The organism is Flavobacterium covae (assembly GCF_001534645.1).
Lineage (GTDB): Bacteria > Bacteroidota > Bacteroidia > Flavobacteriales > Flavobacteriaceae > Flavobacterium > Flavobacterium covae.
The window spans coordinates 361,014-380,274 of record NZ_CP013992.1 but is presented as its reverse complement, the minus strand read 5'-3'; the positions used below and the strand labels follow the sequence as shown (position 1 = coordinate 380,274).

Here is a 19,261-nt window from a genome sequence, read left to right as displayed (position 1 = left end):
CCTTTATCTTATTTCAATTAATATTAATTTCTAACTTTAACTTGGTAAACCACATTTGGCTGAGTACCAATATGTTCTAACAAATGGTAAGAGCGCTCTCCTGCTGCTAATTTAGCCACCTGAGATTCTTTATCATTTACATCACCAAATATCATTGCTCCTGACGTACAAGCATTAGAACACGCTGTTTGGAACTCTCCATCTTGAATTACACGACCTTCATTTTTCGCTTTTAAGATAGTAGCTTGTGTCATTTGGATACACATTGAACATTTTTCCATAACCCCACGAGAACGTAAGTTTACGTCTGGATTTAATGCCATACGACCTAAATCATCATTCATGTGGTAGTTAAACTCTTCATTCTTATTGTATAAGAACCAGTTGAAACGACGCACTTTGTAAGGACAGTTGTTTGCACAGTAACGAGTACCTACACAACGGTTGTACGCCATGTGGTTTTGACCTTGACGACCATGTGAAGTTGCTGCAACTGGACATACTGTTTCACACGGAGCGTGGTTACAGTGCTGACACATTACGGGTTGGAATACTACTTGAGGATTCTCAGAAGCAGATTCTAACTCGATGTATTTGTTTCTTGAATCTAATAAACCAGAAGCTGAATGTTTTTTCTCGTTATCACCTTCGAAAGTAGTTTCAGAAGAATAGTATCTGTCGATACGTAACCAGTGCATATCACGGCTTCTTCTTACTTCTGACTTACCTACCACTGGAACGTTGTTTTCAGCGTGACACGCAATAACACATGCTCCACAACCTGTACAAGCATTCAAGTCGATTGATAAATTGAAGTGGTGACCGATAGTTCTATCGAAAGATTCCCACAAATCTACTGAAGTTGAAGGAACTTCTTTATGATCTAGAGATACCATTGGCATCACATTCCATTCAGCAGCGTCTTTTGTATTAAAAATTTCTAAAGTAGTTTCTTTAATGATATCGTTACGACCCATTAAGGTTTTTTGCAGCTGTACACAAGCAAATTCATGTTCGCCATTTCCTTTTTCAACCGAAATATTTTGTACGGTATTAAAATTTGTATAAACAGGATAAGCGTTAACACCCACTTGCATTTCTTCTTTTAAAGAAGCTTTACGACCATAACCTAAAGCTAAACCGATAGTTCCTTTAGCTTGACCTGGTTGAATCATAACAGGTACATTTTCTAACTTCACTTTATTGACAGTGATGTTAGCGGTGTGACCATTCAAACCACCATTTGCAACATTCCAGTTTTCAATCCCTAAACCTTCAGCATCAGCTTTAGACATAGTAATGTAGTTATCCCAAGAAGCGCGTGTAATTGGGTCTGGGAATTCTTGTAACCAAGGGTTGTTTGCTTGTTGCCCATCACCCATACCTGTTTTAGTGTATAACACTAATTCCATACCTGCTGATTTAGCATTTGCTAAAACTGCTGCTGCTGCATTGAAATCAGTACTTGCACCAGAAGTAGATGGTAAAACTGTAAATTCAATACCATCATGTACTAATTGGTTCCAAGTTTTAGCACCAGTATAAGCACCACGGATATAATCATAGTATGACTGACCATTTCCAGTCCAAGACAATAAAGCATCTTGGAATTGAACTGTATCAAATAATGGACGGATAGTAGGCTGTGTGATAGCATAGCTACCTTTTACGATGCTTACATCACCCCAAGATTCTAAATAATGAGGAGTAGGTACAGCAATAGTAGAACTTAAAGCTGTTTCATCTTCTTTCATTGTAAAAGTAACTACTAATTTTACTTTTTTCAATGCCTCTGTAAACTCTTTAGTATTGTGTAAAGTATAAACAGGATTAACACCATTCATAATTAAGGTATGAACAGCACCTGAATTCATATCTGCAATTAATTGTTTAACATCTGCGTTATTTCCTTTACGGATTTGGCGTGTATTTCCTGTATTGAAAGCTTCACTTGACAACGCACGGTTAATTGCTAATACTAACAATTGTGCATTTTTATCATCGATGCCACAAACCAATACCCCTTTACTTCCAGCTGCTTTTAATTGTTGAGCTGCTTTTGCAACTTCAGAATTATTTGAAGTTCCTATAGAGGCACCTGTGATTATGTTATAAATTTGAACTAATGCTTGTTTTTGGGCAGCAACTGTCATTGGAACGCGCTTATCAGCAGCAGCACCAGATAATGTCATATTTGCTTCAAATTGGTAATGTTTAGACATTTTACCATTTTGAGGAATACGTCCTTGGGCATAAGCTGCATCAAAACTACCACCTTGCCAATCTCCTAAGAAATCAGCACCAATTGACACAATTACATTTGCTTTAGAGAAATCATAATCTGCTAAAGCTCTTTCACCATAAACCATTTGAAAAGCATCTAATGCTTCTGATGAAGATACTGCATCATATACTATATGCTTTGCATTAGGGTTAGCTGTTAGGAACTGACCGATTAAACGATCTGTAGATGGTGAAGCAGAAGTATTAGTTAATAGAACAACTTTACCTCCTTTCGTTTTTGCTTCAGCAATACTAGCTTTAATCATAGCATTTGCTTCAGTCCAAGAAGATTCTTTTCCAGCTATTTTCGAAGTTTTTAGACGTAAGCTATCGTACAACGATAACACAGACGCATGAACACGAGCATTAGCATGGAAGTTTGCACCTTCTATTTTGTTATTTTCAATCTTAATAGGGCGCCCTTCACGGGTCTTTACCAAGATATTAGCAAAATCAAAACCATCCGAGAATGAAGTAGCATAATAATCTGCAATTCCAGGAATGATTTCCTCAGGTTGAACTACATAAGGGATAGACTTATGCACTGGACCTTCACAAGCCGCTAAAGTTGCAGCAGCTGTACTGAATCCTACATACTTAAGAAAATCACGACGTGTTGTATTAGACGATGCAAGTGTAGCAGCATCACCTAAAAACTCATCTGTTGGAATTTCTTCAACAAACTCGTTATTTCTAAGCGTCTCAACAATAGAGCTATTTTCGTTTAGCTCCTCAACACTTTTCCAGTATTTTTTGTTTGATGACATATTATATATAAAAATTAGCTTCTTAATAAATTATTAGTAGTGACATTTACCACATTCTAAACCTCCCATTTGCGCGGCAGTCAACTTGTCTACACCGTATTTTTTAGAAAGTTCAGCATGGATTTTCTCGTAGTAAGCATTTCCTTCTACTTTAACTGCTGTTTCACGGTGACAGTTCACACACCATCCCATAGTTAATGGAGAATGCTGCTTCATGATTTCAAAAGTCTCTACAGGACCATGGCATTTTTGACATTCAATTCCAGCAACTGAAACGTGTTGAGAGTGATTAAAATATACAAAATCTTGTAAATTGTGAATTCTAACCCATTTAACTGGTTTTTGTTTTCCTGTATATTTTTGAGCTGTTTTATCCCATCCTACTGCATCGTATAATTTTTGGATTTCAGCAGTATAGAATTCTTTAGTATACTCTACATAAGTAGAATCTTTATCTCCTTGGAATTCAGAAATGTTTTTATGACAGTTCATACAAACATTCAATGAAGGAATACCCGCATTTTTACTTGTACGAGCTGCAGAGTGACAGTATTTACAATCGATACCATTATCACCTGCGTGAATTTTATGAGAATAGTGGATAGGCTGAATTGGCGCATAATCCTGATCTACACCCACTTGCATCAAATAACCATAAGCGAAATAAGCACTCACTAAAATCAACAAAATGGTAGACACCAACACTAAGAATTGGTTTCTAGCAAATGATTTCCATAAAGGCAACAGACTCAACTTACGATCTTTTACTTCTACTCCATTAGCAGCTGAAATTTTACGTAAGGTATTGTAAACCATATATAACATTCCTACTAAAACCACTAACACTACTGCTAACAATCCTAGCACTACGTTATTAGAAACACCAGAAGAATCTGTAGCTCCAGCATTTACAGCTGAACCAGCAGCTGGTGCTTTAACTTCCTCTTTAGGTTCTGAAGTATAGGCTATAATGTTATCAATATCAGCATCTGACAACTGAGGAAAGGCTGTCATTGGAACCTTATTAAACTCCTCAAAAACTTTCACAGCATCAGCATCTCCTGATGCAATTAAACCTTTTGAATTTCTAATCCATTGCCCTAACCAAGCTCTATCACGACGTTCTGCAACACCACGAAGCGCTGGGCCTGTCATTTTAGCATCTAACTTGTGACATGCTGCACAATTTGCGTTAAACAAAGCCTTCCCCGCAGCAGCATCTCCGGCAGCAGCTGGAGCCGCAGCAGCATCAGCTGGCGCTGAAGCAGCAGGTTCTTGAGCAAAAGAACTTAAAGAAACAGATAATAGAAACGCTAGATTTAACGCTACTACTCTTAAAAACGATTTATGGTTTCCCACCTTTTTCATAAATTAAATGGTTATCATCTAAATTTGGCATATTTTCTACAGTACAAATTGCACCGAATACAATACACCATTTAAAAAACTCTGACAAAAATACGACTTATGAAGTATTCTCAAAACCTTAAATATATCTTAAATATTAATTTATAATTGTTCTAAATAATTTAAAAGGTATTATTTTTTAATTATATCTTACATTTGCTTAAAAAATGACTTATTATGAATATTTTAACATTTTGTAAATCTGCACTTTACATCAGTATTTCTTCTTTTTTTAGTCTATCTATAAATGCACAAAATCCACAAAAAAACATTCAACAAGATCCAAGATTTGAACAACTTTTGAATGAAAAAAGAAAAATAAACAACAATATTCCTCTTTATGATTATTTTAAAATTCAAATTTTTACAGGGGAAAACGAAGAAGCTAAAAAAACATTAATTGAATTTCGAAAAAACAACAAAAATTTAGACGGAACCATTGTATTTCATACTCCTATTTATAAAGTTTGGGTTGGCAATTTTAAAACACGAATAGAAGCTGAAAAAAAATTATCAGATTTAAAGAAAAAATACCCTAATGCTTTTTTAATTAAACCTAATAAACAATAATACTTGTTTCAAATTACCACGTAAAAATCAAGTATTCTTAAATCTTTTTGGTTTTATGAAGCTCATTATATCTGTAAATATTTTTCTATGACTTTTATACCATTTAAACTTAAAATATACTGGATTAAAAAGTAAAATTCTGGATAATTTTTTTTATTTCAAAACAACTCGAACAGATGGTTCAGTATATAATTGAAATCATCGTTAGTTCGATTCCAAAGCACATCGAGAACCAACACTAATTTTTATTGCTTTTGGTAGGATGGTGTCTAGATCAACATGTAGTTTGTCACTCCATAAGGAGGAGTCTCATAATCAAAATTACGTGATTTCTCTCTTTGGCCGAAATAACAAGATTGCGAACTTTTTGGACCGTCTCAAGGATAAAAAAATAGTATTATGAGAAAATTTCAAAGTTTAAATGGTAGTATGCTCTTTTATCTCTAGTACAAAGCCCAAAATATGATCTGAATTTATTATATAAAAAAAGGGAAATATCTGAATTTAAGATATTTCCCTTTTTAATTTTAATTTTCCTTTACCTAATTAAATTTAGTAATATATTTGGAAAGAAACCGATTATTAAATTTGCAATTAAACCAATAATTCCTAAAAAAAGATAAACAAAAGGTATCTCATTTTTTTGATCATTCGTATTATTTGATGATTTGGTATACATTGCTAAAATTAATTTAAAATAATACCCAACACTAATAATAGATGCAATAACAGCTATAATAACCAAAATAATCCAACCTGAATTTACAACCTGATTAAATAGAAAGAATTTAGCAAAAAAACCTGAAAAAATAGGAATACCCGCCATAGAGAGTAATGAAGTTGTTACAATTAAAGCTGCAACAGGGTGTGTCTTTCCTAAACCATTAAAAAGATCAATAGTTTCATTTTCTTTTCTTTTTGTTACATATAAAATTATAGCAAAAATAGCTAATCCTGAAATAGCATAAGCTGTGGCATAATAAAATAGTATATTGGCAGCAAAATTAGGCACAATTAAAGTCATTAACATAAAACCTGCATGAGATATACCTGAAAAAGCCAACATACGTTTTACATTGTTTTGACGTAATGCCATAATATTTCCAATCATCATAGAGGCTATTGAAACAACCACTACTAACATCTGAAAATGATAGGTTTGAAAAGGGACTAATAAAGTAATTAATTTAAATAGAGCTGCCATAGAAACCACTTTTCCCAAAGTACTCATGGTGGCTGTCGTAAGTGCAGGAGAGCCTTCATAAACATCAGGCGACCAAAAATGAAAAGGAGCTGCTGCTACTTTAAAAAGCATTCCTATCAAAACAAATATCAAACCAATATTATACCATTGAGGGTAAGTAGTAGTATGTATAATCTGATAAATTGTTTGCAAATCAAAACTTCCTGTAGCACCATAGATCAAGGCAATTCCAAAAAGTATAATTCCAGAAGCAAAGGCTCCCATTAAAAAGTATTTCATTCCTGCTTCATTGCTACGTAAATTTGTACGGTTACTTGCTGCTAAAACGTACAATGAAATAGAAAGAATCTCAATTCCTAGAAAAAACATTGCTAAATTACCAAAAGACACCATGGTTACACCACCTGCCAAAAGAAAAACTTTTATGGATACAAAGTCAGAAATTCTAGTCATTTTTTCTTTATAAAACTCACCTCCCATAGCAATAAGAAAGATCGTAATTATGATAAACAAACTAGAAAAAGCGACAGAAAAACGGTCTACAAACATCATGTTGTTTAAATAGGTACCTAATAGGTTGTACTCAGAAATGTTAAAACCTAAAATAACCAATAGCCCTACAATGGTTAAAGGCACAATAGCTTTTCTTGCATTTAGCATTTCAGCTAACATAACAATTATTCCTAATCCTGATATAGCAATTAATGTATTCATCTATAATAATGATTTAAGATATATGTTTTTAATTTTTAAAAACTAAAACAAAACCTCAATTTAATTTATATTATTAATTTTTAAAACTATCTCTTTTAATGCTGGAGTAATTAAATCATTAATTGGTTTCGGATATAAACCAAAAAATAATAAAACAACAATCAATATAACGAAAACAGTAATTTCCTGCGTAGTTACAGCGGCAAAAGATTTGGTATTTGCTTCACCTAACATTACATTTTGGAACATTTTAAGCATATAAAAAGCACCTAATATAATAGTTGTACCAGCTGTCACTGCAAATACAATATTTACATTATAAATACTGTATAAAGCAGTAAATTCACCAATGAAATTAAAGGTTGATGGCAATGCAACCGATGCTAACATAACAATCATAAATAGAGAAGCAAATTTTGTATCTTGTATACGAATACCTCCCATTTCTGCAATTTCTTGTGTATTAAAACGTCTTTCAATAACTTCCGCTGCAAAGAACAAACCTACTACTACAAAACCGTGTGCAATCATTTGCAGAACAGCCCCTCTTAATCCATCTAACGAAAGTGTATACGCTGATGCAGCGATTAAGCCAACGTGTGCTAACGAAGAATAAGCTAATAATTTCTTCAAATTACGTTGTTTTAAAGCAACAATAGAGCCATACACTACGCCAATAATACTTAAGACTAATAATATATTGATCATTCCTTTTGCCGCTATTGGTGTTAATGGCAATTGCCAACGGATAACACTATACAATCCCATTTTTAACATGATACCTGACAATAACATCGTACCTACAGCAGGTGCTTTTTGATACGTATTTGCTTGCCAAGTATGAAAAGGGAAAATTGGAATTTTAATAGCATAAGCTAAGAAGAATCCTAAAAAAATCCAAAATTGCTCATTTTCAGTCAATCGAATTGCATATAAATCAGCTAATAATAAAGATCCTGCTTTTTGAAATAGATATACAAAAGCTGCTAACATAAACAGAGAGCCCGCTAAAGTAAATACAAAAAATTTCATAATGGCACGCTTACGCTCTTCTAAATCTCCATTACCCCATAACAAAGCAATGAAATAAATAGGCAATAATGCTAATTCCCAAAAAATATAATATAATAAACCATCTGCACTTAAAAAAGTACCTACCATTGCAAAATTCATAAAAACGACTAAAGAATAAAATACTTTGCTATTTTCAAATGAATTTCCAAAAGACGAGTACACAATTACTGAGGTAAGTGTAGTTGACAATAGAATCATAGCTAGTGACAAACCATCTACTTCAAATGCAACATATACATTAGGATATTGAATCCATTGTTCTATAAAACTAGGATTTGCACCACTTTGAAAAATATTCAATGTATAAAAAGAAAATACGGTGGCAACTAAACTAAAAGTAAGAGCTACCCTTTTTGCTAACTTATTTCCTGATAAATAAGTTGCAACTGATCCGAATAATAATAAAACAAGTAAAAATGATACGTTCATTGTACTATTGTATTAAACTAAAAATATATAAATCAAAATGGAAGATAGTCCTATTACAAAGGCTAGTAAATACACTCCTATATTTCCATTTTGAATTAATTTTCCTTGATTGGCTAATAATTCTGCTATTTTAGCAAAACTAAATATAATTTCTGAAATAAATACTTCTGTATATTTTCTAAAGAAATGAGATAATTGATAGATAGGTTTAACAATAACCGCTTCATAGATTTCATCTACATAGAACTTATGGTAAGCAACTTTAGCAAAACCTTGTAACTGCTCGTCTTGAACAGGCACTTCTTTTTTGGCAATATATTTTGAATACGCTAAATAAATTCCAACTAAAGCTCCTACTGTAGCAATTGCCATTAACATATAAGCAGTACCATCTAAATGATGCGCCTCATGTGCTTTGTGGAATAATGGAGCTAAATAATGCGATAACCAAGTGCTACCAGGTAAGTTAATAGCACCACCCACTACAGCTAAAGCTGCTAAAATCATCAAAGGAATAGTGATTAACTTTGGACTTTCATGTAAATGTTTCTTTTGTGCTTCTGTTCCTCTAAATTCACCCAAGAAAGTCAAATACATCAATCGGAACATATAGAAAGCGGTCATTATTGAAGCAACAGAACCTACTACCCATAAAGCTTTACTACCATGGAAAGCGGTCATCAAGATTTCGTCTTTTGACCAGAAACCAGCAAAAGGAAAAATACCTGAAATGGCTAAGGTAGAAATCATCATGGTCATATATGTAATAGGCATCACTTTTTTCAAACCACCCATATTGCGCATATCTTGCTCACCATGTAAAGCGTGAATAACGGAACCAGAACCTAAGAACAAACAAGCCTTAAAGAAAGCATGTGTAATTACGTGGAAAACGGCTACTTCATAAGCTCCTAAACCTAAGGCTAAGAACATCAATCCCAATTGAGAAACGGTAGAATAAGCTAATACTTTTTTGATATCGTTTTGTACTAAACCAATAGCTGCGGCTAAAACTGCTGTTGCAGCGCCTATAATAGCAATGATTTGTTGAACCGATGGTGCTAAATCAAACACAAAGTTTAAACGCGTTACCATAAAAATACCTGCGGTAACCATGGTTGCAGCGTGAATTAAGGCTGAAACAGGAGTTGGTCCCGCCATCGCATCAGGTAACCATGTATATAAAGGCACCTGCGCTGATTTACCTGTTGCTCCAATGAACAAACATAAAGCGGCAACCGATAGTAATCCGGCATTTTTAACAGCCAATCCTTTTTCAAAAATACCATTAGCGATTTCTGAATATTCTAAACTTCCAAAAACATAAGCTAAGATGAAGATACCAATTAATAAACCTAAATCTCCAACACGGTTCATGATGAATGCCTTTTTAGCAGCATCATTATACTCTTGGTTTTTATACCAAAATCCGATAAGTAAATAAGAACATAATCCTACACCTTCCCAGCCAATGAAAAGAATTAATAAGTTGCTACCCATTACTAACGTAATCATAAAGAATACGAATAGATTTAAATATGCAAAAAACTTATGCATATTCTCATCGCCATGCATATAGCTAGCAGAATACATGTGGATAAGTGTACCAATACCTGTTACGAATAGTAACCATAAAACAGATAATTGGTCTAACAAGAACGAAAAGTTAATGTTGAATTTTTCCAAAGAAATCCATTGGAATAAGTCAATTTGCACTCCTTTTCCAGTCGATTGGATTAACGTGAAAAAATACGTGGTAGCAAAGAAGGATATTAAAATAGATAATGTCCCTAACAGTCCTACAAATCCTTTACCTGCTTTTTTACCCCAAAATATATTGGCTAAAAATCCAAATAAAGGTGCTAACAATAATACTAAAGCTAAATTTTTTTCCATTAGTATTTACCCTTTTAAATTCTTTAAATTATCAATATCAATCGAACCTGTGTTTCTAAAGATAGAAACCAAGATAGCCAATCCTACGGCCACTTCTGCAGCAGCAACTGCCATGGAGAAAAATACAAAAACTTGTCCTTGTGCATCTTGATGATAGGTTGAAAAAGCAACTAACAATAAGTTAACCGCATTCAACATAATTTCAACCGACATAAACATAATAATAGCATTACGACGGTACAACACACCAAAAGCTCCAATACTAAACAGTAATACTGCTAAGTATATGTAATTTTCAATTCCTATTTGTGATAAAATACTCTCCATCTTATTGAATTGATTTATCTTTTTTAGACAATAATACTGCACCAATCATAGCAACTAATAACAATACAGAAGCAAATTCAAAAGGTACCATATATTCATTTAACAATACTTTACCCAAAACTTTGATAGATTGGAAATCCGCTCCTGTGTTTTTATACTCCTGAATTTTAGGCATAGCCTTTACAAAAGTAGCTAACAACACAAAGCATAATAAACCAAAAGCAAGGGTAGCGGATATTTTGGATAACATATCCTTATTGGGTTCATTTTCTTTGTTCAAATTCATCAACATGATGGTAAACAATATCAAAACCATAATAGCTCCCGCATATACAATGATGTGAACTAAGGCTAAGAATTGCGCATTGAACAACAAGTAATGCCCACCAATGCTAAAAAAACACAATACCAAATAAATGGCACTATGGATAGGATTCTTGCTTACTACAGTCATGAAACCCGTAGCAAGAGTAATCGCCGCTAAAATATAGAAAAGTGTAATTATCGACATTTTAGTTTGTTTTTGAGTTCTTAATAGCCATATCTAATGGCATTACCAATTTATCTTTCCCGTAAATAAAGTCTTCACGGTTTGATGCTGATTTTACAATCACTTTTGATTCTGTCAAATAAATCGCATCTTTAGGACAAGCTTCCTCGCATAACCCACAGAAAATACAACGCAACATATTAATTTCATACGTTGAAGCATATTTTTCTTCTCTATACAAATGCTCTTCTCCTTTTTTACGTTCGGCTGCTGTCATGGTAATTGCTTCTGCTGGACAAGCTACGGCACACATACCACATGCCGTACAATTTTCACGACCTTGCTCATCGCGTTTCAACATGTGTTGTCCACGATAAACTGGACTGAACGGACGTACTTGTTCTGGATACTTAATGGTAACCTTTCTTTTGAACAAGTGACGAATCGTTGTAAACAATCCTTTCACAATCGCAACCAGATACAAGCTTTCCCAGAAAGTCATCTTCTTATTAGAGACCTCCTTTTTTCTTCCTGATAATGAAATGGTTTCTATTGACATTTTATCACTTTTTATAACCTATTTGGGTTCTTTCTTTTGTATTATCTTTCTTTTCAATCAACTCATCTAGATAGTTAAATACTAGCTCGATGTTTTTACTATGATTTGAAAGTTTCTTTTTAATCTCTTCTATTTCTAATTTAATGTTCAAATTATCTGATAAGGCTTCACGAATTTTAGTGAACACTCTAATAATTTGAATATTCATCTTAATAGCTATTGGACTATTAAGCACACTAGACAACATCGCAACGCCATTTTCAGTGAAAGCAATCGGTCTATATCTTGTACCTCCCCAACTTGAGGTGCCAATTTGGCACCTCAAGATTTCAAATTCTTCCTCACTAAGTTCGAACATGAAATCCTCAGGAAAACGTTCAATATTTCTTTTTACTTGGCGTTTTAAATTTTTAGTCTCAACCTGATAAAGTTCTGCTAAATCTTTATCTAACATAACTTTTTGACCTCTTATGAAATATATTTTGTTAGAAATAATTTCATCTGGAATTGTAATCTCATTTTGGCTCATACTATTATATTTGGCGTTATTAAATATTTCTTTTAAAATTTAAGAAGCCAAATAGAAGCCTCAAAAATTACATATTATCAGCTATGACAATCACAATTCCTGTTATTGCCACATTAGCAATCGCTAAAGGAATTAACATTTTCCAACCTAAATTCATCAACTGGTCATAACGGAAACGAGGAATAGTCCAACGAACCCAGATATAGAAGAAGATGAAGAATAATATTTTAGCAAACAAAGCCATGATTCCAATGATGTTCGCAGCATTTTGCCCTAAAGCTTCAGCAACCATATCCATGAAAGGATAATTGTATCCTCCAAAATATAAGATAGAAATAATAGCTGAAGAAACAAACATAGCCGCATATTCACCAAATAAATAGAATCCCATTTTCATAGATGAATATTCTGTATGGTGACCACCAATAAGTTCAGCTTCACATTCTGCTAAGTCGAAAGGAGTTCTGTTCGTTTCGGCAAAAGAACATACTAAGAAAATGATGAAGCCTAAAGGTTGGTAAAAAACATTCCAGTTCATACCGTGTTGCTGATTGGCAATTTCTCTCAAACTTAAGTTTCCATTCATCATAATTACTGCAATAATGGATAACCCCATTGCAACTTCATAAGAAATCATTTGCGATGATGCACGTAAAGCAGACATTAAAGAATACTTGTTGTTTGATGCCCATCCTCCTATCATAATTCCGTAAACACTGATAGATAACACAGCAAATACGTATAAAATGGACACATCTAATTCAGCTGCTTGAAGCACTACAGTTCTTCCAAAAATTTGGATAGAATCCCCCCAAGGTAACACAGCACTAGTAATTAATGCCATACTCATAGAGATTGCAGGACCTAATATGAATAAAAATTTATTAGGTGTATCAGGCATAAACTCTTCTTTGGCAAATAGTTTTAAACCATCGGCTAAGGGTTGTAAAATACCTCCTTTACCCGCACGGTTAGGACCGATACGGTCTTGTAACCAAGCTGCAATTTTACGTTCTGCTAACGTAGTGTACATAGCTGCCAACATAGTGATGGCAAAAACAGCTACGATGATAATTCCTTTTTCTATAATTAATGCTTGTTCCATTGCTTATTGATTTGAATTATCGTTGTTCTCTAAAGGAACATTGGTCATACTAATTTTCTTACGGTCTTGCTCACGTCCAAATAAAATGTGGTCTTCCGTTTGGATTTCCACTTTTGGAGCATTAAGCGCATATTTGTTACGGTTGATAACCGAGAACTTCTCGAATTTACGAGGGCCTTCAATTGTCCAATCTTTAACTTCTTTTTTGTCAAAACGACATGTATTGCAGATAAATTCTTCTACCTCATGGAATTCATCTTTACGACCCGTTACACGTTGGATTTCATTACCAAACATCCAAACCGTTGTTTTTCCACAACATTTGTCACAATCTCTGTGCGCATCATAAGGTTTACTAAACCAAACACGTGATTTGAAACGGAATGTTTTATCAGTTAAAGCACCTACGGGACAAACATCAATCATATTTCCTGACATTTCATTGTCGATAGCTTTAGAAATACAAGTAGAGATATTTGCATGGTCACCTCTGTCCATTACCCCATGTACACGGTGGTCTGTTAATTGGTCAGCAACTGCCACACATCGTTGACATAAAATACAACGATTCATGTGCAATTGAATGTTTGGCCCAATATCTTCTGGTTCAAACGTACGTTTTTCTTCAATAAAACGCGTTTCCGATTTACCGTGTTGGAAACTTAAATTTTGTAAATCACACTCACCCGCCTGGTCACAAACAGGACAGTCTAATGGGTGGTTGATTAACAAAAATTCCGTTACCGATTTACGTGCTTCTTCCACACGAGTCGAATTTTTACTGTTCACTTCCATACCATCCATAACACCTGTTACACAAGAGGCAACAAGTTTAGGCATAGGAGTTGGGTTTGCATCACTACCTTTGGTCACTTCCACCAAACAACAGCGACATTTACCACCAGTTTTTTCTAACTTCGAATAATAACACATCGCAGGGGGCACACTCTCGCCTCCTATCATACGAGCCGCTTGCAGGATGGTTGTTCCTGGTTCGACTTCTATCGATTGTCCGTCTATGGTTACTTTCATATTATCAGCCCCCTAACCCCCAAAGGGGGAATCGGGAAATTAAAATTAATATTATCTATTCTCCTTCTCCTCCCCTTTGGGGAGGTTGGGAGGGGCTCTTTATACAGTTTGCTTCGCTACTAAATGTCTTACTTTTTCGAAAGGCTCATTTACGTAGTGGTCTCTATTTTTAATTTTTTCAGGGAATCGAACGTGATACTCAAATTCTTCTCTAAAGTGACGAATCGCCGCAGCCACCGGCCACGATGCCGCATCACCTAATGGACAAATCGTGTTTCCTTCAATTTTAGATTGGATACTCCACAACAATTCGATATCTTCTTCGCGTCCTTGTCCGTTTTCAATTCTCCAAAGGATTTTTTCTAACCATCCTGTTCCTTCACGACATGGGGTACATTGCCCACAAGATTCGTGGTGGTAGAATCGAGAGAAATTCCAAGTGTTGCGAACAATACAAGTTGTATCATTATACACTATAAATCCTCCTGAACCTAACATGGAACCTGTTGCAAATCCTCCATCTGATAATGATTCGTAAGTCATTAAACGGTCGTCACCATTGGCAGTTTTGTAAATTAAATGCTGTGGTAAAATTGGCACCGATGAACCTCCAGGTACTAACGCTTTTAAAGGTCGGTCATCCATCATTCCGCCTAGATATTCGTCAGAATTCATGAATTCTTCTACCGAAAGACCTAATTCAATTTCGTAAACCCCAGGATTTTTAATATGACCAGAAGCCGAAATCAATTTAGTTCCTGTAGAACGTCCAATACCAATTTTAGCGTATTCTTCACCTTTGTTTAAAACAATCCAAGGCACCGCAGCAATAGATTCTACGTTATTAACTACCGTCGGATTTTGCCACAAACCACTTACCGCTGGAAACGGTGGTTTGATACGAGGGTTTCCTCTTTTGCCTTCTAACGATTCGATTAAAGCAGTTTCCTCACCACAAATGTATGCTCCTGCACCACAATGAACGTGTAAATCTAAATCGTATCCAGTTCCTAATATATTTTTTCCTAACCATCCCGCAGCGTAAGCTTCCTTAATCGCTCTTTCAAGCGTTTTGAAAACCCACATATATTCTCCACGGATGTAGATATAAGATAAGTTAGCGCCTAAAGCATACGAAGAGGTAATCATCCCTTCGATTAATAAGTGCGGAATGTATTCCATTAAGAAACGGTCTTTGAACGTTCCTGGTTCCGACTCATCGGCATTACAAACTAAATGACGTGGTTTTCCTGATTTTTTATCAATGAAGCTCCATTTCATCCCTACTGGGAAACCAGCTCCACCACGACCACGAATTCCTGAAGTTTTTACTTCCTCAGTAACTTCGTCAGGGGTCATTTGTTTTAACGCTTTTTCCACCGAAGCATATCCACCATTCTGACGGTATACTTCGTAGGTTTTAATACCTGGAATATTTATTTTTTCTAATAATATTTTTCTTCCCATAGTATTATTTATCTAACATTTGTACTTTACCTGCTTTACAATCGTCGATAAGCTGGTCAATTTTTTCTTTCGTTAAATGTTCGTGATAAAAATCTCCTAACTGTAACATAGGAGCATAACCACAAGCACCTAAACACTCTACACCACGAACTTCAAATAATCCGTCGGCAGTAGTTTCACCTAATTTTACACCTAATTTATCGCAAGTGTAATCCATTAAATTTTCTACACCACGAGTTGCACAACAAGACGTTTGACAAAATTCAAACATGTATTTACCAATAGGTCTTCTGTTGAACATGGTATAGAAAGAAACCACTTCGTAAACTTCCACGGGTTTGATTCCTAAAATCTCCGCTACTTTGTCTTGCAACGCATAACTTAACCAATGGTCGTGTGCATCTTGTACTTCATGTAGTACAGGAATTAATGCAGATTTACGTTTGTCCTCTGGATAATGACTGATTAACTCATTAATGCGAGTCATTAGCTCAGGCGTAATATTTATTTCTTGTTTATAATGGGTATAATCGTATTTTTCCATAGCATTAAGCGTCTAATTCTCCAGCAATAACATTCAAACTTGATAAAGTAGCAATAGCATCTGATAGATTTTGCCCTCTTACCATATCGATATATGCTTGGTAATATATAAAACAAGGTCTTCTAAAGTGTAAACGATATGGGGTACGGCTTCCATCAGTAACTAAATAAAAACCTAACTCACCATTTCCTCCTTCAACCGCTTGGTATACTTCTGTTAATGGAACAGGTACTTCGCCCATAACAATTTTGAAATGCCAAATTAGCGATTCCATTGTAGTATATACATCTTCTTTTGGAGGTAAATAATATTCAGGAACATCTGCATGGAAAGGTCCTTCAGGCATTTTTGCTAATGCTTGCTTGATGATGCTGATACTTTCCCAAACTTCTGCGTTACGCACACAAAAACGGTCGTAGGTATCTCCTGATTTTCCAACTGGAATATTAAATTCGAAATCTTCGTAAGACGAATAAGGTTGTGCTACACGCAAGTCATAATCGATACCTGCGGCACGTAAATTTGGTCCAGTAAATCCGTAGCTCATGGCTTTTTCAGCAGAGATAGGTCCCACATTGATGGTTCTATCCATAAAGATACGGTTACGGTTTAAAAGACTTTCAAACTCTGCCCAAACGGCTGGAAAATCCGCTAAGAAAGCGTCGATTTTTTTCCAAACTTCAGCAGACCAATCTCTTTCAAAACCACCGATACGTCCCATATTGGTTGTTAAACGAGCACCACAAATTTCTTCATAGATTTCGTAGATTCTTTCACGGTATTCAAATACGTAGAAGAAACCTGTCATGGCACCAGTATCTACTCCTAAAATCGAGTTACAAATAATGTGGTCTGCAATACGAGCTAACTCCATTACAATCACACGCATGTATTGTACTCTTTTAGGAACATCTATACCTAAAGCTTTTTCAACCGTCATCCACCATCCCATATTATTGATAGGCGACGAACAATAGTTCATACGGTCAGTCAATACGTTGATTTGGTAAAACGGACGGTTTTCTGCAATTTTTTCAAAAGCTCTATGAATGTATCCCACAGTTCCTTCTCCATCAATAATTCTTTCTCCATCCATCAATAAGATGTTTTGGAAAATACCGTGGGTAGCAGGGTGAGTAGGACCAAGGTTTAATATGGCTAGTTCGCTACCATCTTCGTTTCTTCTTTGTTCGATGATGCTAGCGTAACGCTCTTCTGGTTTTAATAATAACTCTGACATTGATTTTCAGTTTTATTAACAATTATGAGTAGTTCTTCCAAAGAAACGGTCGTCTTTATCCGTACGTCCACCATCTTCAAGAGGGAATTCCTTACGCATTGGGAATACGGTCATTTCGTCCATATTCAATATACGTTTTAATTGAGGATGTCCTTTGAAAGTGATTCCGTAGAAATCGAAGGTTTCGCGCTCTTGCCAGTTAGCTCCTAAGAATAAAGAAGTAACCGAGTCAATTTCAGGATTATCGATAGGAAGAAAACATTTGATGCGGATGCGAACACCATCAATCCAGTTGTGCATGTGATACACAACGCCTAGTTGACGATTAGCTTCATATTCTGGGTAATGTACCCCACACACATCGGTTAAAAAGTTGAAACGCAAAGTAGCGTCTTCTTTTAAGAATTTCATGACTTCTACAATAGCATCAGAAGCTACTTCGAAAGTCAAAATATCATGAAGTTGAACAAATTCAGATACTTTTAATCCAAATTGGTCAATTAATTTTTGTTGAATAACAGCGTTCTCTAATGCCATATTATTTGATGTTATAAGAACCTAATAATTCTTTGTATTCGTCAGAACTACGACGGCGAACCGATTCATTTTTTACAATTTCTTGCAAACGCATAATTCCGTCTAAAATTTGTTCTGGTCTTGGCGGGCATCCTGGCACATATACATCTACAGGAATTACTTTGTCGATACCTTGTAAAACAGAATACGTATCAAAAACACCACCCGAAGAGGCACAAGCACCTACGGCAATAACCCATTTAGGTTCTGACATTTGCTCATATACTTGACGTAAAATAGGTGCCATTTTTTTAGAAATAGTTCCCATTACTAACAGCATATCTGCTTGACGAGGCGAGAAACTCATACGCTCCATACCGAAACGTGCCACGTCATAATGTGCTCCTGCTGTTGCCATGAATTCGATACCACAACAAGAAGTCGCAAAGGGTAAAGGCCACATCGAATTTGCACGAGCTAAACCTACCACATCGCTCAATTTGGTAGCAAAAAAACCTTCCCCAGCATAACCATCTGGAGGAGCTACCGTTGTATATTTTGAAGAATCACTCATTTCAAATTATTTTGAATTTTGAATTTTGAATTTTGAATTATTCATTTATAATTTAAAATTCATCATTTAAAATAAATTTTTTATTCCCACTCCAATCCTTTTTTCTTAATTACGTAGTAAAAACCTACGACTAAAAGAAACATGAAAATTCCCATTTTCAATAATCCTTCCATGCCCATTTCGCGGAAATTTACCGCCCAAGGATACATAAAAATAACCTCGACATCAAATAAAACGAAGAGAATAGCTACTAAGAAATATTTTACAGAAAAGGGAATACGGGCATTACCTATTGATTCAATACCACATTCGAAATTTTTATCTTTATTGGCTGAATGACGCTTAGGACCTAATAAACTAGAGATAAAGATTGTAGCTCCTACAAATCCAACAGCTAGTCCTACTTGCATTAGAATAGGTATAAAATCCAGTTGATTCGATTGCATAATTATGATAATTAATCCAAGCTACAAAGATAATGGCATAGGACGAAATATCAATTTTTGTAGAAGAAAATCGACTAAATAATCGTTA

At 35.0% G+C, this 19,261-nt stretch carries 18 protein-coding genes; 1 reads left to right on the top strand and 17 read right to left on the bottom strand.

The window, feature by feature from the left end; genetic code table 11:
- Positions 1–23: 23 nt before the first annotated feature.
- Complete coding sequence (locus tag AWN65_RS01615) at positions 24–3,050, bottom strand: TAT-variant-translocated molybdopterin oxidoreductase (protein ID WP_060381571.1); 3,027 nt, start codon at positions 3,048–3,050, stop codon at positions 24–26.
- A gap of 33 nt (positions 3,051–3,083) precedes the next feature.
- The gene (locus AWN65_RS01610; RefSeq protein WP_060381570.1) at positions 3,084–4,418 is read right to left on the bottom strand and encodes a c-type cytochrome; all 1,335 of its coding nucleotides are present in this window, start codon (positions 4,416–4,418) and stop codon (positions 3,084–3,086) included.
- A 216-nt stretch (positions 4,419–4,634) separates the two neighbouring features.
- Between AWN65_RS01610 and AWN65_RS01605 the strand changes: the two genes are divergently transcribed.
- Positions 4,635–5,027 (top strand): SPOR domain-containing protein, encoded by a 393-nt coding sequence (locus AWN65_RS01605; RefSeq protein ID WP_060381569.1) that lies wholly within the window; start codon positions 4,635–4,637, stop codon positions 5,025–5,027.
- Between the two features lie 538 nt (positions 5,028–5,565).
- Here the strand turns inward: AWN65_RS01605 and AWN65_RS01600 are convergent.
- The 15 genes from AWN65_RS01600 to AWN65_RS01530 form a co-directional block, all read right to left on the bottom strand.
- Positions 5,566–6,945 carry an NADH-quinone oxidoreductase subunit N gene (locus AWN65_RS01600; protein ID WP_060381568.1) on the bottom strand — a complete coding sequence of 460 codons (1,380 nt, stop codon included), beginning with the start codon at positions 6,943–6,945 and terminating at the stop codon, positions 5,566–5,568.
- Positions 6,946–7,005: 60 nt separating this feature from the next.
- Positions 7,006–8,448 (bottom strand): complex I subunit 4 family protein, encoded by a 1,443-nt coding sequence (locus AWN65_RS01595; protein ID WP_060381567.1) that lies wholly within the window; start codon positions 8,446–8,448, stop codon positions 7,006–7,008.
- Positions 8,449–8,460: 12 nt separating this feature from the next.
- Positions 8,461–10,344: an NADH-quinone oxidoreductase subunit L gene (gene nuoL, locus AWN65_RS01590; RefSeq protein WP_060381566.1), complete on the bottom strand. Its 1,884-nt coding sequence runs from the start codon at positions 10,342–10,344 to the stop codon at positions 8,461–8,463.
- A gap of 6 nt (positions 10,345–10,350) precedes the next feature.
- Positions 10,351–10,671 (bottom strand): NADH-quinone oxidoreductase subunit NuoK, encoded by a 321-nt coding sequence (gene nuoK, locus AWN65_RS01585; RefSeq protein ID WP_060381565.1) that lies wholly within the window; start codon positions 10,669–10,671, stop codon positions 10,351–10,353.
- Position 10,672: 1 nt separating this feature from the next.
- On the bottom strand, positions 10,673–11,182 hold the full coding sequence (locus AWN65_RS01580) for an NADH-quinone oxidoreductase subunit J family protein (protein ID WP_060381564.1): 510 nt from the start codon (positions 11,180–11,182) through the stop codon (positions 10,673–10,675).
- A gap of 1 nt (position 11,183) precedes the next feature.
- Positions 11,184–11,720 carry an NADH-quinone oxidoreductase subunit NuoI gene (nuoI, locus tag AWN65_RS01575; protein ID WP_014164161.1) on the bottom strand — a complete coding sequence of 179 codons (537 nt, stop codon included), beginning with the start codon at positions 11,718–11,720 and terminating at the stop codon, positions 11,184–11,186.
- Positions 11,721–11,724: 4 nt separating this feature from the next.
- Positions 11,725–12,249, bottom strand: coding sequence for an ORF6N domain-containing protein (locus AWN65_RS01570; RefSeq protein WP_060381563.1), 525 nt, complete (start codon positions 12,247–12,249; stop codon positions 11,725–11,727).
- 67 nt (positions 12,250–12,316) lie between these two features.
- Positions 12,317–13,354, bottom strand: coding sequence for an NADH-quinone oxidoreductase subunit NuoH (nuoH, locus tag AWN65_RS01565; RefSeq protein ID WP_060381562.1), 1,038 nt, complete (start codon positions 13,352–13,354; stop codon positions 12,317–12,319).
- A gap of 3 nt (positions 13,355–13,357) precedes the next feature.
- Positions 13,358–14,386: a 2Fe-2S iron-sulfur cluster-binding protein gene (locus tag AWN65_RS01560; protein ID WP_060381561.1), complete on the bottom strand. Its 1,029-nt coding sequence runs from the start codon at positions 14,384–14,386 to the stop codon at positions 13,358–13,360.
- Positions 14,387–14,485: 99 nt separating this feature from the next.
- The gene (gene nuoF, locus AWN65_RS01555; protein ID WP_060381560.1) at positions 14,486–15,853 is read right to left on the bottom strand and encodes an NADH-quinone oxidoreductase subunit NuoF; all 1,368 of its coding nucleotides are present in this window, start codon (positions 15,851–15,853) and stop codon (positions 14,486–14,488) included.
- A 4-nt stretch (positions 15,854–15,857) separates the two neighbouring features.
- On the bottom strand, positions 15,858–16,397 hold the full coding sequence (locus AWN65_RS01550; RefSeq protein ID WP_060381559.1) for an NADH-quinone oxidoreductase subunit NuoE family protein: 540 nt from the start codon (positions 16,395–16,397) through the stop codon (positions 15,858–15,860).
- A gap of 4 nt (positions 16,398–16,401) precedes the next feature.
- Positions 16,402–17,637: an NADH-quinone oxidoreductase subunit D gene (locus AWN65_RS01545; RefSeq protein ID WP_060381558.1), complete on the bottom strand. Its 1,236-nt coding sequence runs from the start codon at positions 17,635–17,637 to the stop codon at positions 16,402–16,404.
- A 15-nt stretch (positions 17,638–17,652) separates the two neighbouring features.
- Positions 17,653–18,174 carry an NADH-quinone oxidoreductase subunit C gene (locus tag AWN65_RS01540; RefSeq protein ID WP_060381557.1) on the bottom strand — a complete coding sequence of 174 codons (522 nt, stop codon included), beginning with the start codon at positions 18,172–18,174 and terminating at the stop codon, positions 17,653–17,655.
- A gap of 1 nt (position 18,175) precedes the next feature.
- The gene (locus AWN65_RS01535; protein ID WP_060381556.1) at positions 18,176–18,727 is read right to left on the bottom strand and encodes an NADH-quinone oxidoreductase subunit B; all 552 of its coding nucleotides are present in this window, start codon (positions 18,725–18,727) and stop codon (positions 18,176–18,178) included.
- 80 nt (positions 18,728–18,807) lie between these two features.
- Complete coding sequence (locus AWN65_RS01530) at positions 18,808–19,173, bottom strand: NADH-quinone oxidoreductase subunit A (RefSeq protein WP_060381555.1); 366 nt, start codon at positions 19,171–19,173, stop codon at positions 18,808–18,810.
- Positions 19,174–19,261 lie beyond the last annotated feature (88 nt).